Origin of the sequence: Rhodohalobacter sp. 8-1 (genome assembly GCF_038150125.1) — a bacterium.
Taxonomy (GTDB): domain Bacteria; phylum Bacteroidota; class Rhodothermia; order Balneolales; family Balneolaceae; genus SW132.
The window spans coordinates 98,121-124,562 of the sequence record NZ_JBBVMF010000002.1 but is presented as its reverse complement, the minus strand read 5'-3'; the positions used below and the strand labels follow the sequence as shown (position 1 = coordinate 124,562).

Sequence of the window (26,442 nt, the reverse complement as noted above, 5' to 3'; positions counted from 1 at the left end):
CATGACGCGATCATATTCATTCGCTTTACCCTCTTTCTTTCTCATTCTGTTACTTTTTGTTGCCGGCTGTAAATCTACAGAAACCATATCTGACGACCAACAAAGCGTTGATTACGTGGTACCGCCACTCTTTGATCCATCTGATTCCGAAATGCAGATTCCTGAAATAGTCCCTGTCAGCCCGGACGTGAATGTTGATTCGCTGCTTAACAGCATGTCGTTACGCGATAAAATTGCACAGCTCTTCATAGTTCCGGCCTATGGCTCCTTTACTAATGAAAATGAGCCGCGCTATCTGCGCCTGAAACGCCTTGTGGCCGAACATAATGTTGGGGGCATCATTTTTATGCAGGGAGATGTATATGGCCAGGGCGTGATGACAAACGAGCTCCAGCAGCTTGCCAAAATACCGCTTTGGATTACACAGGACATGGAGTTCGGAGCGGCGATGCGCGTTCGGGGAACCACACGATTTACGCCTGCTATGGGGATTGCAGCTACACAAGATCCTGAGAACGCCTATTTAAAAGGTGTGATAACGGCACGTGAGGCGAAAGCTCTGGGGGTGCACCAGATATTTGCACCTGTCCTCGATGTCAACAATAACCCAGACAATCCTGTTATTAATGTTCGATCATATGGGGGCGTGCCGGAAATAGTTGCCGAATATGGTAATTATTTTATACGCGGTATTGAAAGCGAGGGAATTCTTGCAACAGCAAAACATTTTCCAGGTCACGGCGACACAGACACCGATTCCCACCTTGCGCTACCGACGATTGGTCATGACTTTGAACGAATCCAAAATCTTGAGCTTGTTCCATTTAAAGTAAATATTGAAAGCGGGCTTAAAAGTATAATGAGTGCGCATATTGCGTATCCGAATATCAGCGAAAATATCGGGCGGCCCTCGACCCTTGATGAATCTGTGCTTAATCGCATTCTTATAGATTCTCTCGGTTTTGATGGTCTTGTTGTAACAGACGGGCTCGAAATGCAGGGTATCACCAACCACTATGCCCCGGGCGAGGCTGTTGTACTGGCATTACGGGCCGGAGCAGACCTGATGCTCATTAGTCCGGACGAACTTACCGCGATCGACGATGTGTACGATGCAATTCAAATCGGCCGGCTTTCTGAAGAGCGCGTAGATCGATCAGTTAGAAAACTTCTTGAGCTGAAAAAAAACCGTGGCGTTCTAAAAGATCATACGGTTGATCTTGCGAGCCTCAACAATCAAATAAATACTCTGAACTACCAGGCCATTGCAAATTCTATCGCAAGGCAGTCGCTCACTGTTCTCAGTAACGATAAAGATATTCTGCCCATCACAGATGCAAAATTTCCTTCTGTTTTAGTTGTAACCGTAGCCGATGATAAAGACGGAGATACAGGCAGTAATCTTGCACGTGAAATGCGAAAGTATCATCAGCGGGTTGTCTATCACAATATTGATCAGCGAACAACAGACGAAGAAAAAATAGAGATTATGGAAGCTGCACGGCAGGCCGACCTGCTGGTGATAGGTTCTTTTATTATGGTGAGATCCCATCAGCCAATTCAGCTTCCTGATGAGCTGAAAAAGATTGTTACCGCACTCACGGATGTTCAGAAGCCTTCTGTGCTTATGGCCTTTGGAAATCCATACGTTGTTCGCGATATCCCGGGTGCAGACGCCCACGTTCTTGCATGGTCTTCCAGTTCAAACCAGGTAGAGCAATCCGTACCGGGACTATTTGCAGCAGAGCATGTTAACGGACGACTAACGTCCGAAATTCCCGGCATGTATCCAATTGGATCCGGACTTTCATTCAATCACACAGCCTTGCGCTTCGACATTCCCGAAGCAGTAGAAATGCGAACGGATTCCCTGATCAAAATCGATATGATTATGCAGCACGCTATCAACGATTCCATGTTTCCAGGCGGAGTGGTTGGCGTTATGAAAGACGGTGCCCTGGTCTGGAACGAAGGTTACGGATATCACGACTATAGCAAAACCACCCCTGTGTCCGATAACGATGTGTACGATCTTGCATCTCTCACAAAAGTGATGGGAACCACCACGGCTGTTATGAAATTGGTTGATGAAGGCAGGCTTGCTCTTGATGATAAAGTAGCAAACTACATTCCAGAGTTCGATACGGAAGAGAAGCGTGAGATTACTATTGAGCAAATGCTCCTTCATACCTCCGGGCTGCCTGCTTTTAAGATATATGTTGATAAGCTGAAGACCCGTGGTGAAATCATGGAAGCCATAAAAAATGAACCGCTTGAGTATGAACCCGGCACAGATTACGTATACAGCGATCTCGGATTTATACTGCTTGCTGAAATTGTAGAGGAGATTTCCGGCGATCGTATTGACATCTATCTTCGGAATAATTTCTTCGCCCCGATGGGAATGTACTCCACACATTACAATCCTAAAAGCGTGGGCGGCTGGATGACCCGCCGAATTCCGCCAACAGAAATTGATGATGTGTACAATCGCGGAACCGTTCAAGCAGTAGTCCACGATGAGCGAGCGTACTTCATGGAAGGTGTGGCAGGCCATGCCGGACTCTTTTCAAATGCCCGGGACATCGCTATTTTTACGCAGATGCTTTTAAACGGCGGGACCTATGCCGGCAGAGACTACCTGTCTCCTGAGATTATCGAGCAGTTTACGAGTCATCAGTCACCTATAAATCAGCGTGCCTACGGTTTTGATATGAAGAGTGACGGTTTCAGCACAGCCGGATCGCTGACAAGCGAAAATTCGTTTGGTCACACCGGATTCACCGGCACAAGTTTATGGGTTGATCCGAATGAAAATATATCTATAATACTGCTGACGAACCGAACATATCCCGACCGTGATCTCGGCCGCGGAATCAGCCGGGTCCGGGCCGACGTGGCCGATGCAATAATGAAAAGTTTACAAACTGAATGATAGAAAACAGCCTGAAAGAACGCGTTTATTCACCCTATTCCGATAAAAGTAATGAATGGTGCGTTGTTTTAGGCTCAAGCGGTATGGCCTACCCCGGGGTCAGAATTGAAAATATCGCTTTTCCGCTGACGATCACATCCATCCATGGAGCGTTGTGCAGCTGTCTTGCAAACGGTGACCGGCCGGCGGCATATGTCACGGATTCAGAATCGCTTGACCTTGAAGAGTATTGGGCTGACAAATTTAACATGGAAAAGCTAGACGGAGTACCCGCATCAGCTACATTATATAATCCAGTACTTTCCGGGGATATTAATCCCGAGCAGGAGCTTAAGAAACTCACGCATCAGGCCGTAATCCCTCACTCAGATTTCCCAGTGGCCGCTCTACTTAAAACAGATGAGGGATTTGTCCCGGGCGTGAACGTTGAAGTGGAGAGCTGGACGCTGGGCCTTTGTGCTGAGCGGGTTGCACTCTTCAGGGCCGTATCGCACGGCCTGACCGGCTTTTCTGATTTACTGGTGACCGCGCCTAAAGGAGATTTCAGCAGCCCGTGTGGTGCCTGCCGCCAGGTGCTGATGGAATGGATTCCCCGCGGACGTATCAAACTTCATCACGGTGACGGCTCACACTCCACTCACAATACAATGGATCTACTCCCCTACGCATTTTCATCAAGCAAACTTACTATATGAGTATCGATTACATCGCTGTTCTTGATCACGATCATCTTGATAATGGTCTGTTCCTGAAAACATTTGCAAACGCTTTGGCCAAACATCAGCATCGCGGATTGATTATTCACTCCGACAGCCAGTATACCGATCGCATCATACAAACCGGTGTGATGCGGGACGATGCCAGGAAACGTGCCATTAAAGATCTGAATAACAGGCTTATTGCCCTGTTAGCTGATGAAGGAGTGTCGGCCATCGGGCTGAACGGATACCAGCGTGAGCTCATTTCAATGACTAACGGAAATATTTCGGTTGATGTGGAACAGCTCAAAAAACTTCCGGAACAACCTGTGCTGCTTCTCTCATCGCTCATCTATTCCCATGACTCTCAGCAGCCGGTTTCTGCCCCGCTGGCCGATGTGACAGCCTCCCTTCAAGAAGCACTAAACGTTGAGCATACATTTCTTTTTGCCCGAAGTGATGATTCAGAACTCATCAAAAAAGAACTGCCTGAGTCTCTTGAAGATGTGCCTGACGAAAAAGAATTTCTGCAGAACAATGTCCCGGAAGAGTTTCAGGAGAATACAGTCTCAGCCAAACTGATTTCTGCAAATGATTTCAGAAACTATCCAAACCTGAAGAATTTTACGCAGTTGTAGTTATTCATTCCATACGCAGACCTCTACGGTTTCTAAAACCTTGGAGGTCTCAAAGTACATGTGATTCACATCTGCATCAATATTTCCAATACATGAAAATCAGTGCGGTTATAATACTTGTCATTCTGCTTTCTGTAAGCTGTACCGATGGCAGCCTTGAGAATAATACTATGCCTGCAGAAATAGTAGAAATCTTTGAGCTGAGTCATAAGTCACCAGATTCTCTCAATCTTTCAATTGAGATTTCTAAAACTCAACCAGACAGTATATTTGTAAATTTATCTTTCAGTAATTCATCCAACACAAACCCTGTTCATACTCTTTATCATTCATCAAGTTTCCCTCAATTGATAGCCTATGAAGACGGTAATCAACTGACACTTCCGCTTGAAGAGCAGTTCTTTTTTGATGACTTAAACCCCAAAGTGATTCATAATAATGCAGCTCATATTAAAACATATAGAATGAAAAGATTTTCAAAGACTTCCTATACAATTGTTGCAATATTTAGATACAAACCACGTATGAATGCCCGTGAAGATTTTTGGTTAGTAGGTGAACCGGTTTTGGTAAACTGAACGGTCCTGAAGAAAAGTTCACAGACCTCCAAGGTTTCAAAAGCCTTGGAGGTCTTTCCTTTCCTACCCTGGAAATCTATCGAGCCTGGAGTAAGTCTTAACCAACTCCCGGTTTGAATCTGGGGTCCCGGTCATTTGAAGTTTATCGTCGTCCGAAATTTCTACTGTCCATGACTGAGGATCGGTTCCGGGCACGTGGCTCATCAGAGTAAGTTCCGGTCGATGGGCGTTCATGTACCAGTAGCCGGTTTGGCGATTTCCATCAGGCGTACGCTCCACAAAAATTCTGTCCCACCTGATGAACAAGTAATGCTTGTTATCCGGATCGAACGTGTTTATTACTGATTCTCCATTTTCCTGCACATCTGATAAATCCCAAAGGCCCTGCACTTTATCGGCCGGGGCTTTAGGCAATGCGTCGATTTGAGCCAGCGACACCACTAATTCTGTTCCCCCTTCATCGCGACGCCAGGTCATCTCCTCCCCATCAACCGACACCGCAAATGCTCCGTATGGATCAACCAGTCCATTCGTTTCTTCCGGAAGAAAGGTTTTGTTCTGATCATCAAATGACCACGTCCCCTCCGAACTCTTTAGCCATCCATTCCCCGATTCATAAGTTCCATCAGCGCTGATGCGCGTCCATTTCGCAACAGGCGTCATTTCCTGGTCGCCCGCTTGTACATGTGTTATACGCCACAATCCGGTGATATTATTGTTTGAAGAATTGCAGCCGGTCATGGCTGTAATAAGAGCAAATAGTATAATTTTAATGTAGATTTTCATTTTTATGATTTCAATATGATGCTTGATTGATGTTGAAAAAGGCAAAATTTATCGCCGCATATTTCAAAATTAACGGGTGCAGAATATAAATAAGCCAACTGTTTGATGCCGTTAAATTTCGAGTGTAAGTACTTCAAATAAGAATAAGTAACTATCATAAGTTCTCATCAAACATATACCATTATTAATCTGAAAATTACAGTTTTGTTACCTGGAGCGACAAGCTGTAATCGCTCATCAGATTTACAGAATCAAGGGAATTCCTTTTGAAACATAATTTGTTGTTAGAGCAGATTAATAATGTCTTAAATTCAATTGATAAGCCATGAAAGCCATCTGGAATGACACACTGCTTGCCGAAAGCGATGACACTAAAGTTGTTGAAGGAAATCATTATTTCCCCCCTGAATCTGTAAAAGAGAAGCATTTTAAGCCGACAAATCACACGACCGAATGCCCGTGGAAAGGCACTGCATCATACTACACCATTGAAGCAGATGGCGACAAAAACGAAAATGCCGCCTGGACCTATCCTGAACCTAAAGAGGCCGCGAATGAGATAAAAGATCACATAGCATTCTGGAAAGGCGTTGAAGTAAAAGAGTCGTGATGGGGCAGTGTTTGAATATGTGTAAAACCTGTCAGGTTTTTATTAATCGATTTCTGAATCAAGTTATCATACTCCAAACCTGACAGGTTTCGGGTTCAGAATAAAATCTATTGACATCTCTTTGGCCTCGTCAAGAACCGAGTGAGTTTTATCGAACGGCTCGTAGACATATCCATCCTTGAACGGCCCAAACGCACGGACTAAAATCTCGGTTCCGATATGTACACCCATATCATTCAGCTCTTCTGTATCAAACAAATCATCATAAAATGATCCTGTAGATTCTCGGTAAGCTGACCAGAATTCACGCCAGGTTTCCGTCCAGAAATCATAGACTGCCTCACTCTTTGCTATATGCTGCTGCATCCGGCAGTGGGCAGCAAAATGTCCGATATCCTGGAGCGGCCGGCCAAAGTGAACAAACTCCCAATCAATGAGCCGAATGTCATCAGACTTATTAACCAGAACTGATGGGGGCCAGAGATCTCCCATTATGAGACATTTTCCCGGCTTAAGCAGTCTATGCCCCAGATTACTGCTTTTTTTCTGAAGCTTGTTTTGCAGGGTTGAGTCCGGCACATCTGCATACTCATGAGCGGACTGATACTGAAGCTGATTGCGAACGTTCTGAATGTCAAGATTGCGAAATTCACTGCCAAATTTTTCATCGTGGAACGTCGTACGGTGAAGATTCCCAATGAATTGTCCCAGTCTCTTACCGATTTGTTCGGGCGAATGATTTACTATATCAAGCTTATTCAGCTGCTGGAAATCACCCACATCTTCCATAATGATAAGCGAGCGTTCTTTGTCATAAGCAATCAGTTCCGGCGGACGTATCTCTTCTCCTGTGATTTCGGAAAACTGCCCGCCTTTGTTTAATGCCATCAGCGCCCGGGCTTCAAAATCAATTCGGAAATCACTCAACGGAACATCCGGATTGACGGCAATATGCGGCGGTGCATGCTTTATGATTACGTTTGTCTCCCCTTTTGCCCGCCACACAACATTGATATTGCCCCCGCTGAGACAATCGATTTCACCCGAAAAAGAGAATTCCGGTACATTCTCGTGGAGAATTTTTATAAGCTGATCACGGGTAAAGTCACTCATCTTTAAAACGGTAGATTTCATTTCCAAAAGGCACTGGTTCAGCTTCCATCAAAAAGGAGTGCAGGATCTTTTCAGTGGCTGATCTTGCATTTTCAAGTGTTGTGCCAATCTCTTCTTCTTTGGGATTATCAATATCCGGCACCGAATATTTATGCCCCACCACCAGCGCTGTTGTCGGTATCTCCAACTCGTTTGCCAGCACCACTTCAGGAGCCAGCGTCATGGAGTTGACCTGTCCGCCAAGCTGTGCCCACATCCGATTTTCGGCCGGAGTCTTTCCCCGTGGCCCGCCCGCATACACAAACACAATCCCTTTTTCGGCTTGATGGATATCAGCCTGATGCTTCCCGATCAGCCAATCATTCAGTTTCGATGAAAAAAGCCCGTCTTTGATCAGCAAGTGTCCTTGATTATCAGACGGCTCCGAAAACATAGTGCAGGTTGAGCCATCCGGAAGCCGGTTATCAGGCATCAGGAGATCCGTGACCAGCATAGGCTTATAAAGCGGCAAATCGCCATCCATCACCCCCACCGAACTGTTGATGAGCAGTGCGCCGCAATTAACCTTTTTAAGAGCTGCTGCCTGCGCTCTGTAGTTTATTTGGTTCGGAAGCATCGAGTGCGACAATCCATGACGGAAAATCACAAAGGCGGGACGGTCATTCCTCAGATCTGATCTGAACAGCGTGATGCCCCCAAATTTAGTATCCACTTGATGCGGCGTTAATTTCAGCTCACCCGCAAAGCTTCCTTCAAATGCACTGCCTAAAATAATTGCTATGGATTTGCTTGAATTCATTTTATTAATGTGGTTTTAATTCAGTAGAAAAAGTCTCCCTTCGAGAGGTTGTGAAAGAATTACCAACCAAATTAATGAGTCAGTTAGTATTGCCACGAAGCCACAAAGACCCGAAGTTGCACGAAGTTCATTATAATCAAATAAATACCCTTCGAGATTCTTCGGGTCTTCGAGACTTCGTGGCTGATATCATGACATTTTGATTACTGTTTATAAATAATTTCCTCACAGCCTTTTGAAGGGGGACACTCCTAAATAAAATTTTATTCACTTCAGGTTTTTCCAAAATTCAATTTCCTTTTTCACGCCGGTTCCGGAATCCTTAATAAACGCGTCACGATTTTCATACACCTTAAGTTTTCCGTTGATCATCATACCGAAACGATCGCCGGTCATAACGGCCTCTTTTAAATCGTGGGTAACAAACAAGCTTGTAATCTTTTCCTTTTCAGCAATTTCTTTAAAAAGAACCTGCATTTCCTGGCGTGTGCCGGGATCGAGGCTGGCGAAGGGTTCATCCAGCAGCAATATTTTCGGATGAATAATAAATGCCCGTCCAAACGCCACGCGCTGTTTTTGTCCGCCGGATAGCTGATGAGGATATTTCTGCGATTGTCCGTTTAGTTTCAGCTGCCCGATCATACGTTCCGTTTCTCTCTCAATCGTATCAAGAGATTTCCCTTTTATTTCCAATCCAAACGCGATGTTATCCTCCACGGTCATATGCGGAAAGAGCAGAGGCTCCTGGTACAAATAAACGGCACCTCGATCACGCGGTTTCAGATGATCAACGGCTGTTCCATCCAATAGAATCTGGCCATCATATCCGGACACTAATCCAGCAATTATCTTTAGCAGGGTACTTTTTCCGCTTCCTGATTCTCCCAAAATAGACAGCGTTTGATGCCGGGGGTGCTCAAACTCAATATCTTTCAGCACGTGCTCACCACCGAAGGATTTACTCACATTTTTTACTTCAATCATACTACAGGCTCCAGCCTTTTTGAAAGATGAATTTACGGTTTACAAATAACAAAATTATGGGCGGAATGATGAGGAGTGTTCCGGCAAGTGCGGCCAGGTATGGATTCGATTCTGCCACGTACCGGTAGACCATAATGGTGAGTGTTTCCACTTTCCCGACGCCGATGAATTGCGTGAGACCGTATTCAAACCACGAGATAAGGTAGCACTGGAAAAAGCAAATCACCAGCAACCCTTTGGCTGACGGTAAAATGGCATGCCTCATTTTCTGGATAAAATCACCGCCCATGGTGTCAACGAGGTTCTCAAAATTCCGGATGTTTTGATTCCAGAATCCATAGAAAAAAATGACGGCGTATGGCAGAGTGATCAGGAGCTGGGCAGTCATCACACCGACGATCGTACCTGACAAACCGATCTGTAAAAAGTAGTGATTTAGCATCACCGCAAGCACCACGGGAGCAATCACATACGGAAAGTATGCTGATACCAGCCACCATCGGCTCGATGTATAATAAGCAATGCCCCGGCTGATAAAAAACCCTCCCGCGGTGGCAAAAGAGCTCACGGTGAGTGAAATAAAGACAGACAGGCCGGTACTCTGGAATAAGCCCGACCTACCTTCAAAAAAAGAGTGCCAATACTCAAGTGTAAACGGGTGAGCGACGAGTGACGGGTAAAACCACTGTGTCGAAAACGAAAGGTATATCAGCACGCCAAAGGGGATCAAAAAGCTGAGCCAGAGAATACCGAGCGTAAGTTTTCTGCTCATATCGCCCTTTTTTTACGAAATTTTATCAGCAAGAATGAAATTGCGATGATACAGATCAACGCATACCAAACAGCCATGGAATACGCGACAGGAATATCGCCAAGGTTAAAGCGCTGAAGCTTTTCCAGAATAAGGACGGATATCATTTGCGGCGAGGACTGACCAAGCAGCAGCGGGATTTCATAGGCGCCCATAAAAAAGATGACGTACAGAATCAGCAGCGGAAACAGGCCGCGCATCAGGATTGGCAGGTGGAGTTTCCAGATGATGGTTTTCTGAACCGCGCCGAGCGACGACGCAACTCGCCCGATTTCATTTAAATTCTCGTTTTTGTAAACATTCAGCATCACCAAAAGGAAAAACGGAAATACGATAAACACATGAGCGAGGATGATCCCAATCCCATATGGATCCTGCACCAATACCGGAAATTCCTGCGCACCTGATACAACTCCCGCATGATAGAACAGCCGTGATAAAACGCCACTGCCCGAGTACATCTGAAAAATGATAAATCCAACCACAATGGGAGGAATGGTAAGCGGCAGGAAAAGCAGCCGATATGTGCCCGGTTTCTCAAATTGGTTTCGTAATGTAAACAAAAAGATCAGGGCTAATCCTAATGCGATCGCGGCTGAGGCCAAAGCAACCCATAGCGAATATAAAATAGAACTCAGGAATTCTCCCCTGAAAAGATCGGCCCAGTGCTCAAGGGTCAGCCCGTCGCTTAACAAACCAACAGCTCCAATACTGTACAGGAAAGAATATCCCAGCGCCAGCCCGAGCGGAAGCAGGATCAGTGCAATGAACAGTGTTATGATTAGCTTTTTGGTCATCTATACTTTTAAGATCTAACTGGAAAGTTTGTGGGTTGATGGAAAAATATGTGAATAATCACTCAGAACATGTTCAAAAGATCCCGAAATTATAGGTCACTGCTTTTGCAGATCCTTTGATAACATCCCTTTGGGACTCTTCGCCATCAACTCCAATGACTCGGTCCCCCGTGAGGGATGCCCAGGGTAAAGAATCTGAAAAAGTAACATGTCTTGTGCTATTAAATGACTGGTATTTTCTGCTTATTGACCACTGTACATCTGTGTGAATTTCCATCCTTGAGGGTGGTGCAGGACTAACCGAATGTGAAGTTTGGCAGAGGATATAAGCCAATGGCACATAAAAAATATAACCCTCGGCACGAACACCCATCCCTCCGCCAAACGGCGTTGTACTTCCCTCAAGGGAAGAGTTTTCATTGTCATATTCAACTTGTCTATTCGTAATAAATTCAAAATAAAACTGCACTTCTATTCATTGACTACTTTTTCTCGAAAATCTTCAAACAGGCGAATCATATATTCAGGATCGGGTTCCATGAGGGCTCTGTCCTGGATCTCATCTCGGTCCGGTGCTCGTGTTCTTCCGGGAATATCAGTGAATGTTTGCTGACATTTGTCCGGCAGTTTCTCCATGGAGAGCACAGTGCCATCGCCCCAAACTTCCGGTTTCATTTTTTCGAACTGAGCTTCTGGTGAGATCATAAAATTGATGACGGCCATCGCTCCTGCCCTGTTGGATGATAATTTTGCGATCCCAAGATAGTGTGAATTCTGAATTGTGCCCGACTCGGGCACATAACCACGGCTGTCTTCAGGGAAAACACCCTGTGATATTTTATTGTCTACCTCGCTATCGTTATTACTCATGGTAAAACTAACCTCACCATTTGAAAATAGCTGATGAAGCTGCGCCACGCTGTTTGGGAAGGTCTCTCCGTTTCGCCAGAGATCTGGTTTCATGGTTCTGATTTCTTCCCAGAGGCGAGTACTGTATTCTAAGTAGATCTCCTCATCAAAATCCCCATAAAACAAACCGGGATCTTCCGGCATGGCAAGCATCCACGATTTCAGCAGCGTCATCCCCGAAAAATCAGTGGGGATAGCAAATTTCCCCGGATTCTGTCTAACCCATTCTTTTAAGTCTTCAAAATTTTGAGGCGGCTGGTCTACTTGGTCAGGATCGTAGATTAGCGTAAATTGTACATTTCCCCAGGGCGCTTCGTAGCCATCCACCGGCTGTTGGAAATCGATTCCGATAAATGGATTGTCAAGGTCTACGTACTGCATGTTTGGGAGAGTCTGTGTGAACGGACCATAAAGCCCATCAATTTGCCGAAGCTGATAAAAGGTTTCACCGTTGATCCACATCATATCAATCTGACTTTCGTCGCGGCCGCTTTCGAGTTCAGACATCAGGGTTGATACAATTTGAGTACCCTGGCCATTTACGATGTCCAGCTCAATGCCCAGCTGCTCTCGTACCTTTTGCACAACAAATTCACTCATATATTCATTGATCAGCGGGTCCCCCATCCACATCATCATGGTGACCTGTGTGCCTTCTGATTGCGCCTCAATCTGTTCCCAGGTTAAGTTTACCGGATCGGAATTCTGAGCCTCATCAGACGTTGATGAACAGCCCGAAAATATTAGTATTAAAGTAATTAGAGATGTCACATAGAATTTATTCATGTAAACTTACTATGCTGTATAATTTTAAAAATATATTTTAGTTCGATAATTTCCTGCCTCTTCTTCACCCGAGTGAAAGTATCATACACTTACCTTCACGGTGATTCATAGAAAACCTTTGATCAAATGTATCAGCCAATAACTTTTGCCACGAGGGCACAAAGGCGCGAAGGTACACGAAGTTATCTTATCAATCAAAATCCCTTCGTGATTCTTCGGGTCTTCGAGACTTTGTGGCCGATATCACGACATTTAGATTACTGTTGATTCATTATTGTAAGAAGTTTCACCAATTAACCTATTCCCAAATCCACAAATCAACTAATTATCAAATTCACCAATAACCAACCCCTAAAACAGATACCTCAATGTAAACTGTACCTGCCGCGGCGGACTTGCATTTTTTTGTATGATGCGACCTGATGAGGCCGGTCCCACCTGGATCTGGTTGCTTTGCGTCGCGTTGTTGGCGTAGCCACTCAGGTTATGGGTGTTAAACATGTTGAACACATCTGCTCGCACTTCGAGCTGTTGCCCACTGCCAAACGGGACACGGTATTGAACACCGGTGTCGAAGGTTACGGACCAGGGCAGCCGATCGCTGTTTCTGGATTCGCCCGGGCTGCGATCACTGTTTCCAACGTACGCATCTCCAAACGACCGTCCGTCTCCGTTCAGGTCGGTTGTGCCGTACACCTCGGCATTAGGAATCCGGTTGATCGGCTGACCGCTCTGCATCAGCGTGGCCATGTTGATCGAAAATCCATCAAGGGCATACCAGTTTAAAAAACCGCTGATCACGTGCTTGCGATCATTAATGGACGGCCCCCACTCGTTCTCAAAATTATTAGCGTCTTCTGCCCTGAAATTGATGTCCTCCGTATTGTTCCTGAGCTGCGACAACGTGTAAGAGATTCGGTAAGAGAAATCATCATCCAACCGGGATTTTTGAAGATTCAGACTGGCTGCCCAGTATTGTGAACGCCCCGCGGTTTCCGTCATCACTACATTACGGCCAATGCCTCGAAGTGTATCACCATTAACGACGGAAAACGAACCGGATTCATCAGAAAAGATGGGGACAGGCCGAGTTTGATCCGCTTTCTGCTGCGTTCTAATCTCTACATTTTGGGGATCATTCTGCGGATACGGAGCCGGTGCATTCAGGTCACGCAGCCTGAAAAGATTATGAGACCGAGAGTGCATAAAATCAACATAAAACAGTTTATCATTGCCAACCTGACGCTGGTATCCAACCGAAAACTGGTGCGTGTAAGGATTGTCATAACCCTCTGGGTTCAAAATGCGCAGAGAGTTACTGAAAATATCGTTTCGGTCGGCCGAAATTTCTCCGGATGTGGGGCCATTTGGAAACGGCGCACTGTTTATTCCTGCAGAAACATTCCCGTTAAACGTCACGGCTTCAAGGTCTGTATCATCGGGTAAAATACCCTGATTGATTAATTCCTGAAGCTGAACGCGAAAATCAGATGCTGTGGAGTTCTGCTGAAGGGCATCGCTGTAGACCGAATAGACGATCTTATCATAAAATATGCCGTACCCGCCCCTCAGGCTGCTGCGATTATTGAGCTTATAATTGAAGTTGAAGCGTGGCGCGATGTTGTTAAAATCGCCGGAACCGCCGCCACTTTTCGAGAGGCTGTCATAATCGTAGCGAAGGCCAAAGGTCAGGTTCAGCTTCGAATTTACGGAATACAGATCCTCAACATAAAGGCTGTAAATGTTTTGAGTCGTTCCAAATCGCGTTGGACGCAACTCAACTGAGTAGCTGAGAACCTCAGCATCCGTCGGCAGGTCACCGATGTTCAGTGAGGACCCGCTGGATTGATTTTGAAGATTGTTTAACTGCGACTGGTTTAACTGAAGCAGGTAGTTCCCAAATTCATTTCCACCACCGAGCAAATCATGAGATGCACTCAGCACACTGCCGCCAATTTTCAGGGTGTGATTATTTTTGTAGAGACTGAAATTTTGCTGAAGCTGTAATGTGTTTTCAATGTTATCAAACTCAAAACCGGGATTTCCAACAACGGCAATTGTTTGACCGGACGGCCCCAAGACCGTTGCTGAAGGACTATCGGCATTGTTCGGATTGCTGTAGTTCCAGCGAAATCTTGAGTACTGGAGGTTCGTTTCTCCGCTCCAAGCTCCCAGCCTGTAGCTGTTCTTTAATGCTGAGTGAAATGAGTTTCGATCCTGGCTGTTGCCGGCTGATGGAAACGTTACACCGCCGTCCAGACCGCCGCCCTGCCGTTCAATGTTGATGAGACCCGTGTTCAGGCGAAGCGACGATCTGAAATTTGGGGTCCACGTGTGATCCAATTTTCCGGAAAGTAGCGTAAACCGGTTCTGTCCCTGCACATTTTCATTCACGCCAAGTTCAGGAGAATTGAGCAGGTTATCCTTCAGGTCAAAAATCTGCTCAGCATTGATGTAGTAAAACGTCTGATCTTTTTTGATGGGGCCTCCAAAACCAAATCCAAATTGATGCCGCTGAAATCCCTCTTTTACCGGGTTTCCTGAGAGATCACGCCGGGCAAAACCAGACTGTCCATCCACCACAGACCCGGGCCTCACGACATAAAATGCTTCGCCCTTCAGATCATTGCCACCCGATTTTGATGTGATATTAAACACGCCGTTGCCCGACAGCCCATACTCTGTTGAGTAGTTATTGGTCATCACCGTAACATTCTGGACAAACCCGGTGGGAATCGGAAATTTAGGCCCGCCAAGGAACTGCTCGTTATTGTCCATCCCATCAATCAGGTAGTTTGTGTAGAGTGAGTTAGCCCCATTTATGCTAACGGTCGGAGCCTCAGGATAAAATCCGGTGGCAGGTGTTACATTTGGCAGTCGGTAGAGAGCCGAGTTTATATCCCGGGCCTCGATGGGCAGACTCTCCAGCTCGTCACTGCTCAGCTCTGATGCCACTTCCGCGTTTATTGTATTAATTCGCGTGATGGGTGCGCTGACTGTAATTTCATCGAGTTCGACAGCACTTTTTGATGCGATCACCATCGTAATACTTCTCGTGGTATTTGATCTGAGTTGCAGCGGATCAGATGACAACCCGTAAAATTCACTACTTTCAGGAATTGAGACGCGATAGCTGCCGGTAGTTGATAAATTCGACAGCCTGATTTTCCCCTGCCTGTCTGTTGTGGCTGTTTCCGTAAATCCGATAGCATCATTTAGAATAATCAGTTCGATCTCCGGAACCGGACTTCCACCGTCACGATCCACAACTGATATTTCAAGTCCCGCCTGGGCAAACGTAGTGATGCTCCACAGGCATAAAATGAGTGTAATAAATATAGATTTATTCATGAGTACATCTGATAAAAACGTTTTGAAATAATGCAGCCATCATGTGCTTGGCACAATCTGCCTGCCAGGATTGATCACGTGGTAATAAGAAAAATATCAGATGGTGAAGGCGGGCCGCGTAACAGAAATGAGAAGTGATAGTCACTCGTCGTGGGCAGGTGTTTGGTTATCAAAAAGGTTTTACCGGCCTGTGCAAACAGTATATTTATAAGTGATCTAAGTTGTTGAAGTCCATCGCTATTGACACCATTATGTAAAAATATTTTAAGATCGTCTGCGTGGTCAATATCTCTAAACCGATCAAGTAAGTGTAAGTTACCTTTCTCACCAAAACGCTCAACTAACGAAGACAATAGTGAAGAGGATTTCCAGGGCAGCGATTTTAAATCATCAGGGTTGAAAGCGTCACGGCTGAACCCCATCAGCCAAGTTCCGCCGTCAGCTGCTGGTCCCAGGACAATTGACGCATTTCCATCTTCGAGCAGCTCAGACGTATGTATCAGATGCCTGGAATTGAGTCCCGGTGTATCATTACCGACTGTAATCACATGATCGTATCCTTTTTCAAAGACAGCAATACACGCGTTCACGAGCTTCTCACCGAAGGACTCCCCCGTTTGATTTTCTTCATCAAACATATAGCACGGCAAGCCGGAGTGCGTTATTTGACGGTAAGTATGGCCTCTCAGCAGTCCGGCAATCCTAACGTTAGCCTGGTACCCGTGTTCTGATGTAAAGGTCTTGTTTCTTGCTTCAGCTTCTGAGGAAAGGCTAAAATATAGAACAGCTGTATGTGAAATCGGACTTTCAGGCACTAATGTATTCGTTCAGTATTGGTGTTGGAATGTCGTGATATATATCAATATCAAATAATGGTAGCCATAGTGGTCTAACTATTTTTGGCCCAGATCAATTCGCAACTAAAAATGGTTACACTCGATTTCAGCTCATTAAATGAAACCATTTCGAATCGCTGATATAATTGTAACCTATCATAAAGCAAGAAACATCATCAATCTATAACATTTGAGGTTTGGCGGATTGATAAAAGTTTCAAATCATCCTACCATTACAATACTAAATTATCCTGCGACCGGATTGGATTTTATTTCATTCTGTTGGTTTGACTTGATAAAGTCAGAATAAAAAGCACAGTTTTCAGACTATTATCGCCCTGATTTTTATTGCTCGCCAATTGTCCTGTAAATAATCAGGCTGCCATAACTTGACTATGTCTGGCGTCATCCTGCGGATTTTACCGGCAAGGTATCAGCAGATTGATTTCCCATAATCTCAAACCAATCAATATGTCTTGTGAGATACATGATACATGCAAGAACACAAAACAGCCCGATGCTTCCGAACAGCAGCGCAAAATCCTGAAGCTGAAGCAAGACATACAGATACCCATAGAGCAGTGACAGAACTCCAAAGACAATGGCAGTATTCCGGCGGTTGGAAAGGACCATGTAGGAATAGGTTGTAATGAGCAAAACAATGGCCGTGGCCGCTACAAGGTAAGCAACCCCAAATACCACATATTCTGAAATTGAGAGCAAAAGCGTGTAAAAGATAAGCAGCGCAAAACCGATCAGCAGATACTGTACCGGGTGAATGATACTGCCGCTCAGCAACTCAATCATAAAGAATGTCAGGAATGTGAGAGCGATAAACATAATGGCATATTTGGCCGTACGCATCGTCTTCTGGTATTCATCAACCGGCAGCAGAAGGTCAACACCAAACGTTGTGTTGACAATTTCCTGGTTTGCACCCAGCCACTGCTGAGGAAAATTCCTGTTCAGGTGCAGCACTTTCCACTCCGATCGAAATCCATCTTCGTTTACTTCCCTGGTTGCCGGCAAAAATCCTCCTGCAAAACTCGGGTTGGGCCAGTCAGACTGAAGTTCAACAGATGTCTCTTCCCCGACGGGCGAAAAGTGCAGTCCGGAACTGCCGTTCAGGTCCAATGAAATGTCGAATGTATAATCCCGGCCTGCTTCGACCTCAGGAAAAATCGATATTCCGGAGCTCAATACATCAGCAGACTCAATGCCGGGACTGGCGACAAATTCATCATCATTCCAGTTTATCGTAATTGCCTCTTTGATCCCGGCCATATCAGATATACCAACAGACACAAACGCGTCATCCAGCAGAAAATCATCCGGGGAGACGCCAAGTGAATTCAAAGTAACAGCTGAAAAATTGCCCGACACTGTCACATTGCTGTTGTATACAACCACCTCGTAAATGCCGCGGTATCGCAGCTCGGGCTGTATCGCCCCGTTGATCATCAAGCTTTCAGGCAACAAATGAGCATACCGTTTACTCGTGTATGTACCGTCATCCGTTTTAACAGAATGACTGTAGGGAATCGTTAAAACGGGACCCACCACTGATTGTTCACGTCCCCATTTCTGGCCGATCTCCTCCGCAACTGCATCCCTCCTGTTTTCACGTTCAGAAATTACATTTTGTATCAAAATAGCCGGAATCAGTAACAGTAGCGATAATGCTGCAATAATGATAAGCCGGATGCCCAAAGAATTTTTTAAATTAGTCATACTGTGTTTCCAGGAGTCGTGATTTAAGTTTTCGGTTTTTTTAAATTTTATCAGACTGGCTTATCTCATCAGTTTTTTGCGCATTGCTTTCAAGCCAAAAAAGTACCCCTGAGGTAGTAAACAGCACGATGAAGAATCCGTTAACCATAATTATTTCTTGTATTGAACTGCCGGAATAGCGATGCATGCCTGCAGCAAGAGCAAACAGGATGGTCGATCCCTGGGCGAGTGCTGTTGAAAAGAGAGCCAGTGCCATTCCCTGCGGACGAAACCGGGAGAGGGCTACTCCGATGATCAGAATCAGGACCACCCCGAAATACATGTAATTGGCTACATTATCTTCTGATCCGATAATACCTACCGCCAGGTTCGACCAAATGAGAAAAAGTGCCGATAGCAAGGCTAAACCAGAAGCTATTCGGTACATCATGCTTTCTGACTGACGCCTGATAAACACATATAGTGCACCTGCTCCGAATATTAAAATTCCTGCAAAAAGAAAGTCATACAGTGACCAGTTCACTTCATTTGTGATTGCCATGGCAACCAGAGGAATTGCCAGAAGCGCGGCCGTAACAAGCGCCACAAGACCCAGTGACGCTGCAAAGCTTTTTTGTTTTTTCATGTAATATTACCTCAATTGATTATTTGGTTTTGATTCATTTTTAAAAAGTACTTTGTGTTTCAAAGCTTAAAGTTAAAAAAAGTCATGAAGCGTTCTTGTTCAGGCCTGATTGACCTCCCCGTTTCAAACGATCGTACAGATACAGTAGAATGCCAGACATAATTAATATCAGAGGTATCGCTCCCAGTTCATCTTCTGCAACAATCATATATGTCATGAGAATCAGGCCGGCTATAATTGTACAAATTGACAGCACAGATTGAATACGGATGGTTTTAGTATTATCATTTGTCATGGTTATTTCTTTGTGATTTTATGATTTGTTCCAGCACTTTCAGGTGGTTGTCAAATGCTTCTTTACCTTCGTCCGTCATGGAATACCTGGTATTGGGTTTATTATCGACAAACGATTTTTCAACGTCTATAAAGTTCTCGGTTTCAAGTTTTTTGAGGTGGGTGGCCAAATTACCATCGGTCACATCCAGGTACTCCTTGAGGGAGCTGAAATCCAGTTCCTCGTTGACAGCCAGCGCGGACATAATGCCCAGCCTCACGCGGCTTTCAAACGCTTTATGCATGTCATCAATCGATAATTTCACCGCTCGTACCTGATGTGAATATATATTCCATATATAATGTGAACCACGCCAAACCCAATCGCCCACAAAAGCAGGCTGTACCCGATGTACCAGGAGCTTATCAATCCCAGGCCAACTTGTATCATCCCCAGATACTTTACATCGTCGTAAGAAAATTTACTGGCGTTATAGAGGGCAATTCCGTAGAAAATAAGTGTCAAAGGGGCGGCCAAACCAATGAGATTTTTAGATATCAGAATTAAAATAAGTATTCCGCCCGCTAAAAGTGGAACCGCCATGCTTGCCAAAAGGCGTCGCGATGTGGCATTCCACACGGTCTCCCCTCGTTGCTGAGCTTTTCTTTGTGAGAATAAGACAGCCGTACCTACCGCGAGAAGCACTATTGTTACTCCCAGCATAATGAGCTGCGAAGGATTTGTTAAGCTGGCACCCGGCTGGACCGTATTGTAGCTGATAACGGCAGGATTAAAGTTTAAAACACTGTAGGCGAGCCATGCGCCTGCAAGAGCATAAAAGCCCGCCATCACGCCGGCCAACCCTGAGAGCGACAAAAATTTTGAGGAGCGCTCCATCATTGAGCGTATTTCAGCGAGATCCTGAATATAATCCTGTTCTTCTTTCATACAAAGTACTTTTTATTTCAAAGCTAAATCAAAAAACTAAGTTAAACAACACGAGTATGAATTTTAATTTCAAAAAATCCGGGGATCAGATACAGCTATATGATGTTGGCTGAGTAGAAAACACCATCAATTCCATTGATCAGCTTGGTGGTTCGATTCAGATATGCCATTCCCGATCTGTGTGGCTCTTATCGTTCATAAGCAGAACGCAAAAGATAAGATGAGCTGATTCGTCTCTGTCGGGAAGGTCGTTTGTCCCAGATTGAGAATGGAAATGCATGTATTTTAAAACAGAAACTGACGATAAATAGTTAATCGTTCTTTTCGCCTCACGTCAAAAGCTCATCTGCCATAAACTCTAATTTAATACCACTCAGAGGCTCAAGGCCCCAGATTTTCAACCTGTTCTTCTTTCATGAGAAAAGGCTGATTGTAGTATCGTTGACCCGTTGCTTTATAAAGTGCATTGGCATAGGCACCAATTACCGGCGGAAGTCCGGGTTCTCCGAGCCCTGTTGGATGAATCTGATTTTGAGCGAAATGCGTTTCAATCTCGAGCGGTGCCTCGGTGTTTCGTATCAGACGATAATTGTCAAAATTTGAAGCACTTGGCACTCCATCTTCAAACGTGAGCTCACTGTATAGAGCGTGGCCAAGGCCATCGATAACACCACCCTCAACCTGGTTCAGGGCTCCTTCCATATTTACGACGATGCCGCAATCAACCGCAGACCACACTTTTTTAATGCGGGGCTGGTCGTTAACCATCTCTAAATCCACTACCTGGGCTACATAAGAATTATGGCAGTAGTAAGCCGACACCCCCCTGTAGACTCCGCGCATTTCTGTGTCCCAGTTTGATTTCTCCCTAACAAGTTTCAGAACGCCGGCATAACGCGCGGGATCATAATCATTATCGCTGCCAACAGGGTTGTTCATCGCACGCTCAAAAAGCTCAAGCCTGAAATCAATGGGATCTTTTCCAGCTGCTTCAGCCACCTCATCGATGAATGCCTGCTCAGCGCCTGCCGTAAAGTTTGATCTCGGCGCACGCCAGGCTCCCGTCGAGATATTGGTTTGAATTGGAATATCTTCACTCATATAATGATCCACTGTTCCGGCTGGAAACCGGTTTGCAAAGAGAGGACTCTCCGACATACCCGTGCCTCTTGCCTGGAACGAGAGCATGTTTCCGTCCTCATCAAGCGAGGCCTTGTATTTGATTGCGTATGCAGGACGATACGTCCCCTGGGTCATGTCATCTTCACGAGTATAAAGCAACCTGACCGGCGTGCCAATCTGTTTAGAAATAGCTGCGGCCTCGAGACCAAAGTTACCATAAAGCCGTCGACCAAACCCTCCGCCCATTCGAGTCATATCAACTATGATATTATCTTCTGAAATGCCTAAAAGCTGTGATGCTGAGCCGCGGAGCTGTTCAGGTGTCTGAATCGGTCCAATCAGTTCTGCAGAATTCTCTTTCACATCCGCAAAAAAATTCATCGGCTCTAAAGTATTATGAGCGATAAATGGTGCCGTATAAGTTCGCTCAACAACAGTTGCGGCTCTGTTTGCTACTGAATCAGGATTTCCATCTTGCCTGGCAACCTCGCCTGATCCGCTGTTTACGGCTTCAGCGAGCTTGCTGTTGTGTCCGGATGTATTTTCGAGCTCTCCGCTGGCTTCCCACTCCACGTTGATGGCACGCTTTGCTTTCATCACTTCCCAGGTAGAGTCCCCGGTAATGACCAGCAGTTCATTAAAGGCATTTACGTCAGACCATTGCGGCTCATCAATTGAGGTATTAATCGTAAAAATATCCTGAATGCCTGGCATCGACCGTGCTTCACTATCGTCATACGACTTCATCGCCATGCCAAAGGCGGGTGGATGAATAATCATCGCATGAACCATGCCTTCACGCTTAAAATCGATCCCAAAGAGTGGCTTGCCGGTGACGATCTCTTCACCGTCTACATTTTTGATACGATTACCTATCAGCGTAAAATCGTCGGGGCTTTTAAGGGTCACTTCTTCTGGAATGGGGACATTAACTGCTTCATCCACAACCTCACCATATGTCAGTGTTTTACCGTTAGCGGTATTTGTTATGACCCCTTTCTCAGTTGTTAATTGGTCGGGTGAAACACCCCATCTGTTGGCTGCAGCCGTCACAAGCATCATTTTAGCTGTAGCTCCTGCTGTTCGGAGGCTATCCCAGCCATGCCTGATCGACTGACTGCCACCAGCAAGCTGCCGATCATACTTTTCTGTATTGAGAGCGGCTTGTTCAACTGTCACACGATCCCAATCCACATCCAGCTCTTCTGCTACAATGAGAGGCATGGATGTTTTGACATTTTGGCCTATCTCGGGGTTTGGAGAAAAGATTGTTACGCCGCCGTAATTATCGATCTTCAGATAAGCATTGACGTCATATTGCACTAAAGGTTCTTTGCCGGAACACGACATCCAGCTAAACCCAATCATGAGTCCGCCACCGCCAACCGCTATCGTTTTCAAGAAAGAACGTCTGTCCATGTTTGATTTTACGACTGTCATAATTTTATGCGTTTTGGGCTGCGGTTTTAATGGCTCGTTTTATTCTTAGGTAGGTTCCACACCGGCAAAGGTTGCCGTTCATTGCGGAATCGATATCTGCATCACTGGGATTCGGGTTCGAATTTAACAGTGCTGCTGCACTCATAATCTGTCCCGCCTGGCAGTAACCGCACTGTGGCACATCGTGTTCCAGCCACGCCTGTTGAACCGGATGATCTCCATTTTCTGAAAGTCCCTCGATTGTGGTTACTTCAGAACTTCCGACGGCTGATACCGGATATGAACAGGACCGAACCGGCCGCCCATCTACATGAACTGTACAGGCGCCGCACTGGGAAATACCGCACCCAAATTTGGTCCCCGGCAGGTCTAAATGATCTCTCAACACCCATAAAAGCGGGGTATCATTGGTAACATCAACGTCTCTTTCTTCTCCATTTATTCTAAGCGTATATGCTGGCATGAGCGGATAAGTTAATTAATCGATATGTAAGTTTAATTACGAGATAAAAAAGGCTTAACTCATTATTACTAACAGATTAAGCAGAAAGTGAAAAAATTAAGCACAAGAAAAGCTGCTTTGGAACGTCAGAATTACGAAAAATAATTTCCTCTGATGGATTGAAAATAAACTGCACAATCAGTCAGTACTCCTTTTAATAAAAAACTATTTCCTATTTTTAGCAATAGTTTATTTATTATTCATCATTCATCGCAGATTATAGGTTTTTACATATTGATAGTTAGATTCATATATGAAAAACAGCACTAAAACTTACCTGGATTACAACGCAACAACACCCGTTGACGAGCGGGTTCTTGAAGCTATGATTCCTTTCTTTACGTGGTCGTTTGGCAATGCGTCCAGTAAAGATCACATTTTTGGATGGGAATCTGCAGATGCTGTTGATGTTGCTCGTGAGCAGGTAGCAGACTTGATCGGAGCCACTGCAAATGAGATTTACTTCACTTCAGGCGCCACAGAAGCGATCAACCTGGGGCTTCGTGGTTTCTGCAGTGCGAATAAATCCGAAGGTAACCATATTATAACTTGCAAGACCGAGCATAAAGCCGTTCTGGAAACCTGCCAGAGTTTAGAAGAATCGGGGTTTGATGTCACCTACTTAGATGTTGGCCAAAATGGAGATGTTGACCTGACTGAACTTGAATCTTCTATTTCAAGCGAAACACTTTTGGTATGCCTGATGCACGCCAATAACGAAACCGGCGTCATTAATCCAGTTAAAGAGATTGCAGAATTATGCAGATCCAAAGGCGTGCCATTTTTTTCAGACGCCACCCAATCCGTGGGCAAACTACCGGTGGATGTAAAAGAGATAGGTGCAGATATGATCGCCTTCTCATCTCATAAGTTATACGGACCAAAAGGCGCAGGTGGACTCTACATCACGGGTGAAAATAAACCCACCATCAATCCCTTATTCACAGGCGGCGGGCAGGAAAAAGGGCTTCGTCCGGGTACGCTAAATGTGCCTGCTATTGTAGGATTCGGAAAAGCTTGCGAGATTTGTGAGAATGAATTAGTTGCTGACGCGGAGCGTCACATCGACTTGCGAAACTACATAGAAGAGAAATTGATCGAACTGTTTGATGTAAGTATTAACGGCAATTCTAAGGACCGTCTTCCACAAACAACCAATGTTCAGTTCAGGAATATCGATAGCACACACCTACTTCGCCGCCTCAGAAATCTTGCGGTTTCAAGGGGATCTGCCTGTTCATCAGCAACCAGTCAGCCGTCTCATGTTTTGACGGCCATGGGACTGTCAGCTGATGAAGCCATGTCGAGCATTCGAATCGGGTTAGGCAGGTTTACAACCCACAAAGATGTTGAATCAGCGATTCGTGAATTTGAAGACGTCATTCCACAACTTAAGCCTGTAGCCGGATGAGGGAATCAGACGCCATATTAGAATCCTACGACGAATCCGTCAAGAACGGTCTTCGAACTATTTTGGCAACTGTTGTACACGTGAAAGGCTCTTCCTATCGCGCAGCCGGTGCACGGATGCTAGTTGATGAATACGGCTACATGACCGGGGCGATCAGTGGCGGCTGTCTCGAAGGCGATGCACTTCGGAAAGCACTTCTTGCATTGGAGCAAAACAGAAATAAATTGGTTACCTACGACACCAGCGATGAAGACGATGCCGTGATTGGTGCACAGCTGGGATGCAACGGCATTATCCAGGTTTTGTTTGAGCCTGTTGATCCGGCCAATGATTTAAATCCTGTTGAACTCCTGAGGCGAGCCAATAATAAAAACAAAACCTACGCGCTCGCTTCCATTTTCAACCTGAATAAAAGAGAGCATCAGCAAGGTACTTCGCTTCTCATTGATGAAACCGGTTCAATTACTTCTGAAACGAATGATGAGTCGCTATCGGAAGCTATCTATGACGTTGCGGTTAGTACAATAAAGAAGCGCGTCAACCACTTTGGTGAATATGTTAGTAAAAGCGGCACTCAACATGCATTTATTGACGTCATCCCTCCTCCCCATTCGCTCGTTCTCGTTGGCGCTGGAAACGATTCACAGGTTCTGTCCGAAATGGCACGACACCTTGGATGGTCTGTCACTGTGGCCGATGGCCGGCCCTCACATGCCAATGAGAAACGTTTTAGTAACTGCCAGGTGGTTGTGGCAAACCCGGAATCAATTCTGGATGATATTGAAATCAATGAATCGACCGCCGTTGTACTGATGACCCACAACTACAACTATGATCTTGCGGTGCTCAAGCTGCTGCTGGATTTTAATGAGCTCACTTACATCGGCATTTTGGGGCCCAATAAGAAACACAGGCGTATGTTTCGTGATCTTAGGAATGAGGGAATAATTCTAAATGAAAAGCATCACGCAAAAATATATGCGCCCGTTGGCCTGCAGGTCGGAGCCGAAACACCGGCGGAAATCGGGCTTTCGATTTTATCAGAAATTCAGGCTGTTTTGACCGGATCAGACGTGAAGCATCTTCGGGAAATTGACGGCTCAATCCATCAAAAAGATCAGTATCAATTTGAAAAGGTACAGCTATGAACACTCCCGAAAATATGGGCGCTGTAATTCTTGCAGCGGGTTCATCGAGCAGGCTAGGCCATCCGAAACAGCTTGTTGAGTACAGGGGAAAATCCCTTCTGCAGCACACTATTGATTGTGTCGATGATTTTGGATTCAACCCTTCTCTAGTCGTTTTAGGCGCAAAAAAAGATGAAATCCTGCCGAGTATAAACAGACATTCAAGCAGCGTTTTCATTAATCATGACTGGTCAGAAGGGATTGCATCAAGCATTCGGTATGGTCTTGAAAAATCATTGGAATTAAATCCATTAATGAAGCAGATTCTTTATTTACTGTCAGATCAGCCGTACGTTTCAAGTGCTATTATTCGAAGCATTATTGACAATCATGTGACTGGTAGCCAATTGATTACGGCATGCACCTATAAAGATAATATTGGTGTACCCGCCATCTTTGATAAATCATTATTCCCTGAATTAATGACTTTAAAAGGCGACACAGGGGCAAAGAAAATTATGATGCAGCATCACAAAAACGTTCAAACAATCCCTTTTGATAATGGTGCTTTTGACGTTGATACCAAAGACGATATAGACAAACTATACGCAATCAATCAGAAGTAGATTTT

24 protein-coding genes are annotated in these 26,442 nt (G+C 45.2%); 8 read left to right on the top strand and 16 right to left on the bottom strand.

Features of this window, described 5'->3' with window-relative positions:
• Window position 1: 1 nt before the first annotated feature.
• The 4 genes from AABW11_RS02125 (at window position 2) to AABW11_RS02110 (ending at window position 4,849) form a co-directional block, all read left to right on the top strand.
• Window positions 2–2,935 (top strand): glycoside hydrolase family 3 N-terminal domain-containing protein, encoded by a 2,934-nt coding sequence (locus AABW11_RS02125; protein ID WP_340102947.1) that lies wholly within the window; start codon window positions 2–4, stop codon window positions 2,933–2,935.
• A complete protein-coding gene (locus AABW11_RS02120; protein ID WP_340102945.1) occupies window positions 2,932–3,630 on the top strand; it encodes a cytidine deaminase in 699 nt (232 codons plus the stop codon). Before AABW11_RS02125 ends, AABW11_RS02120 begins: the two co-directional genes overlap by 4 nt.
• Entirely contained in the window at window positions 3,627–4,271 is a 645-nt protein-coding gene (locus AABW11_RS02115) for a hypothetical protein (RefSeq protein ID WP_340102944.1), read from the top strand. The genes AABW11_RS02120 and AABW11_RS02115 overlap by 4 nt, the downstream gene beginning before the upstream one ends.
• A 92-nt stretch (window positions 4,272–4,363) precedes the next feature.
• A complete protein-coding gene (locus AABW11_RS02110) occupies window positions 4,364–4,849 on the top strand; it encodes a hypothetical protein (protein ID WP_340102942.1) in 486 nt (161 codons plus the stop codon).
• A 63-nt stretch (window positions 4,850–4,912) separates the two neighbouring features.
• On the opposite strand, the gene AABW11_RS02105 is transcribed toward AABW11_RS02110, so the two are convergent.
• Window positions 4,913–5,635 carry a hypothetical protein gene (locus AABW11_RS02105; RefSeq protein WP_340102940.1) on the bottom strand — a complete coding sequence of 241 codons (723 nt, stop codon included), beginning with the start codon at window positions 5,633–5,635 and terminating at the stop codon, window positions 4,913–4,915.
• A gap of 325 nt (window positions 5,636–5,960) precedes the next feature.
• On the opposite strand from AABW11_RS02105, the gene AABW11_RS02100 reads away from it, so the two are divergent.
• Window positions 5,961–6,245 (top strand): DUF427 domain-containing protein, encoded by a 285-nt coding sequence (locus tag AABW11_RS02100; RefSeq protein WP_340102938.1) that lies wholly within the window; start codon window positions 5,961–5,963, stop codon window positions 6,243–6,245.
• A gap of 66 nt (window positions 6,246–6,311) precedes the next feature.
• Here AABW11_RS02100 and AABW11_RS02095 read toward each other — a convergent pair whose 3' ends face one another.
• From AABW11_RS02095 to AABW11_RS02025, 15 genes are all read right to left on the bottom strand, one after another.
• Window positions 6,312–7,358 carry a phosphotransferase gene (locus AABW11_RS02095; protein WP_340102936.1) on the bottom strand — a complete coding sequence of 349 codons (1,047 nt, stop codon included), beginning with the start codon at window positions 7,356–7,358 and terminating at the stop codon, window positions 6,312–6,314.
• Window positions 7,351–8,157, bottom strand: coding sequence for a phosphorylase family protein (locus AABW11_RS02090; protein ID WP_340102934.1), 807 nt, complete (start codon window positions 8,155–8,157; stop codon window positions 7,351–7,353). The genes AABW11_RS02095 and AABW11_RS02090 overlap by 8 nt, the downstream gene beginning before the upstream one ends.
• Before the next feature lie 267 nt (window positions 8,158–8,424).
• Window positions 8,425–9,141 (bottom strand): ABC transporter ATP-binding protein, encoded by a 717-nt coding sequence (locus AABW11_RS02085; protein WP_340102932.1) that lies wholly within the window; start codon window positions 9,139–9,141, stop codon window positions 8,425–8,427.
• A gap of 1 nt (window position 9,142) precedes the next feature.
• Entirely contained in the window at window positions 9,143–9,913 is a 771-nt protein-coding gene (locus tag AABW11_RS02080) for an ABC transporter permease (RefSeq protein WP_340102930.1), read from the bottom strand.
• A complete protein-coding gene (locus tag AABW11_RS02075) occupies window positions 9,910–10,749 on the bottom strand; it encodes a hypothetical protein (protein WP_340102929.1) in 840 nt (279 codons plus the stop codon). Before AABW11_RS02075 ends, AABW11_RS02080 begins: the two co-directional genes overlap by 4 nt.
• Before the next feature lie 471 nt (window positions 10,750–11,220).
• Window positions 11,221–12,444: an ABC transporter substrate-binding protein gene (locus AABW11_RS02070; RefSeq protein ID WP_340102927.1), complete on the bottom strand. Its 1,224-nt coding sequence runs from the start codon at window positions 12,442–12,444 to the stop codon at window positions 11,221–11,223.
• A gap of 351 nt (window positions 12,445–12,795) precedes the next feature.
• A complete protein-coding gene (locus AABW11_RS02065; RefSeq protein WP_340102925.1) occupies window positions 12,796–15,795 on the bottom strand; it encodes a TonB-dependent receptor in 3,000 nt (999 codons plus the stop codon).
• A gap of 74 nt (window positions 15,796–15,869) precedes the next feature.
• Window positions 15,870–16,610 carry a TIGR04282 family arsenosugar biosynthesis glycosyltransferase gene (locus tag AABW11_RS02060; protein ID WP_340102923.1) on the bottom strand — a complete coding sequence of 247 codons (741 nt, stop codon included), beginning with the start codon at window positions 16,608–16,610 and terminating at the stop codon, window positions 15,870–15,872.
• A gap of 426 nt (window positions 16,611–17,036) precedes the next feature.
• Window positions 17,037–18,362 (bottom strand): cell envelope integrity protein CreD, encoded by a 1,326-nt coding sequence (gene creD, locus AABW11_RS02055; RefSeq protein WP_340102922.1) that lies wholly within the window; start codon window positions 18,360–18,362, stop codon window positions 17,037–17,039.
• A 40-nt stretch (window positions 18,363–18,402) separates the two neighbouring features.
• Window positions 18,403–18,987 carry a hypothetical protein gene (locus AABW11_RS02050; protein WP_340102921.1) on the bottom strand — a complete coding sequence of 195 codons (585 nt, stop codon included), beginning with the start codon at window positions 18,985–18,987 and terminating at the stop codon, window positions 18,403–18,405.
• Between the two features lie 82 nt (window positions 18,988–19,069).
• Entirely contained in the window at window positions 19,070–19,282 is a 213-nt protein-coding gene (locus AABW11_RS02045; protein ID WP_340102920.1) for a hypothetical protein, read from the bottom strand.
• Complete coding sequence (locus AABW11_RS02040) at window positions 19,272–19,586, bottom strand: winged helix-turn-helix domain-containing protein (RefSeq protein WP_340102919.1); 315 nt, start codon at window positions 19,584–19,586, stop codon at window positions 19,272–19,274. The genes AABW11_RS02045 and AABW11_RS02040 overlap by 11 nt, the downstream gene beginning before the upstream one ends.
• Window positions 19,583–20,209 (bottom strand): hypothetical protein, encoded by a 627-nt coding sequence (locus tag AABW11_RS02035; protein ID WP_340102918.1) that lies wholly within the window; start codon window positions 20,207–20,209, stop codon window positions 19,583–19,585. Before AABW11_RS02035 ends, AABW11_RS02040 begins: the two co-directional genes overlap by 4 nt.
• A gap of 381 nt (window positions 20,210–20,590) precedes the next feature.
• Complete coding sequence (locus tag AABW11_RS02030) at window positions 20,591–22,771, bottom strand: molybdopterin cofactor-binding domain-containing protein (RefSeq protein ID WP_445263730.1); 2,181 nt, start codon at window positions 22,769–22,771, stop codon at window positions 20,591–20,593.
• Between the two features lie 4 nt (window positions 22,772–22,775).
• On the bottom strand, window positions 22,776–23,234 hold the full coding sequence (locus AABW11_RS02025) for a (2Fe-2S)-binding protein (protein ID WP_340102914.1): 459 nt from the start codon (window positions 23,232–23,234) through the stop codon (window positions 22,776–22,778).
• 292 nt (window positions 23,235–23,526) lie between these two features.
• Between AABW11_RS02025 and AABW11_RS02020 the strand changes: the two genes are divergently transcribed.
• The 3 genes from AABW11_RS02020 to AABW11_RS02010 are packed head-to-tail and all read left to right on the top strand — an operon-like array spanning window position 23,527 to window position 26,437.
• Window positions 23,527–24,684 (top strand): cysteine desulfurase family protein, encoded by a 1,158-nt coding sequence (locus AABW11_RS02020; protein WP_340102912.1) that lies wholly within the window; start codon window positions 23,527–23,529, stop codon window positions 24,682–24,684.
• Window positions 24,681–25,832 (top strand): XdhC family protein, encoded by a 1,152-nt coding sequence (locus AABW11_RS02015; protein ID WP_340102911.1) that lies wholly within the window; start codon window positions 24,681–24,683, stop codon window positions 25,830–25,832. The genes AABW11_RS02020 and AABW11_RS02015 overlap by 4 nt, the downstream gene beginning before the upstream one ends.
• Complete coding sequence (locus AABW11_RS02010) at window positions 25,829–26,437, top strand: nucleotidyltransferase family protein (protein ID WP_340102909.1); 609 nt, start codon at window positions 25,829–25,831, stop codon at window positions 26,435–26,437. Before AABW11_RS02015 ends, AABW11_RS02010 begins: the two co-directional genes overlap by 4 nt.
• Window positions 26,438–26,442 lie beyond the last annotated feature (5 nt).

Coding starts and splice junctions, on each gene's coding strand:
- AABW11_RS02125 (WP_340102947.1), top strand. CDS start 2: ATGACGCGATCATATTCATTCGCTTTACCCTCTTTCTTTCTCATTCTG.
- AABW11_RS02120 (WP_340102945.1), top strand. CDS start 2,932: ATGATAGAAAACAGCCTGAAAGAACGCGTTTATTCACCCTATTCCGAT.
- AABW11_RS02115 (WP_340102944.1), top strand. CDS start 3,627: ATGAGTATCGATTACATCGCTGTTCTTGATCACGATCATCTTGATAAT.
- AABW11_RS02110 (WP_340102942.1), top strand. CDS start 4,364: ATGAAAATCAGTGCGGTTATAATACTTGTCATTCTGCTTTCTGTAAGC.
- AABW11_RS02105 (WP_340102940.1), bottom strand. CDS start 5,635: ATGAAAATCTACATTAAAATTATACTATTTGCTCTTATTACAGCCATG.
- AABW11_RS02100 (WP_340102938.1), top strand. CDS start 5,961: ATGAAAGCCATCTGGAATGACACACTGCTTGCCGAAAGCGATGACACT.
- AABW11_RS02095 (WP_340102936.1), bottom strand. CDS start 7,358: ATGAGTGACTTTACCCGTGATCAGCTTATAAAAATTCTCCACGAGAAT.
- AABW11_RS02090 (WP_340102934.1), bottom strand. CDS start 8,157: ATGAATTCAAGCAAATCCATAGCAATTATTTTAGGCAGTGCATTTGAA.
- AABW11_RS02085 (WP_340102932.1), bottom strand. CDS start 9,141: ATGATTGAAGTAAAAAATGTGAGTAAATCCTTCGGTGGTGAGCACGTG.
- AABW11_RS02080 (WP_340102930.1), bottom strand. CDS start 9,913: ATGAGCAGAAAACTTACGCTCGGTATTCTCTGGCTCAGCTTTTTGATC.
- AABW11_RS02075 (WP_340102929.1), bottom strand. CDS start 10,749: ATGACCAAAAAGCTAATCATAACACTGTTCATTGCACTGATCCTGCTT.
- AABW11_RS02070 (WP_340102927.1), bottom strand. CDS start 12,444: ATGAATAAATTCTATGTGACATCTCTAATTACTTTAATACTAATATTT.
- AABW11_RS02065 (WP_340102925.1), bottom strand. CDS start 15,795: ATGAATAAATCTATATTTATTACACTCATTTTATGCCTGTGGAGCATC.
- creD (WP_340102922.1), bottom strand. CDS start 18,362: ATGACTAATTTAAAAAATTCTTTGGGCATCCGGCTTATCATTATTGCA.
- AABW11_RS02050 (WP_340102921.1), bottom strand. CDS start 18,987: ATGAAAAAACAAAAAAGCTTTGCAGCGTCACTGGGTCTTGTGGCGCTT.
- AABW11_RS02045 (WP_340102920.1), bottom strand. CDS start 19,282: ATGACAAATGATAATACTAAAACCATCCGTATTCAATCTGTGCTGTCA.
- AABW11_RS02035 (WP_340102918.1), bottom strand. CDS start 20,209: ATGAAAGAAGAACAGGATTATATTCAGGATCTCGCTGAAATACGCTCA.
- AABW11_RS02030 (WP_445263730.1), bottom strand. CDS start 22,771: ATGACAGTCGTAAAATCAAACATGGACAGACGTTCTTTCTTGAAAACG.
- AABW11_RS02025 (WP_340102914.1), bottom strand. CDS start 23,234: ATGCCAGCATATACGCTTAGAATAAATGGAGAAGAAAGAGACGTTGAT.
- AABW11_RS02020 (WP_340102912.1), top strand. CDS start 23,527: ATGAAAAACAGCACTAAAACTTACCTGGATTACAACGCAACAACACCC.
- AABW11_RS02015 (WP_340102911.1), top strand. CDS start 24,681: ATGAGGGAATCAGACGCCATATTAGAATCCTACGACGAATCCGTCAAG.
- AABW11_RS02010 (WP_340102909.1), top strand. CDS start 25,829: ATGAACACTCCCGAAAATATGGGCGCTGTAATTCTTGCAGCGGGTTCA.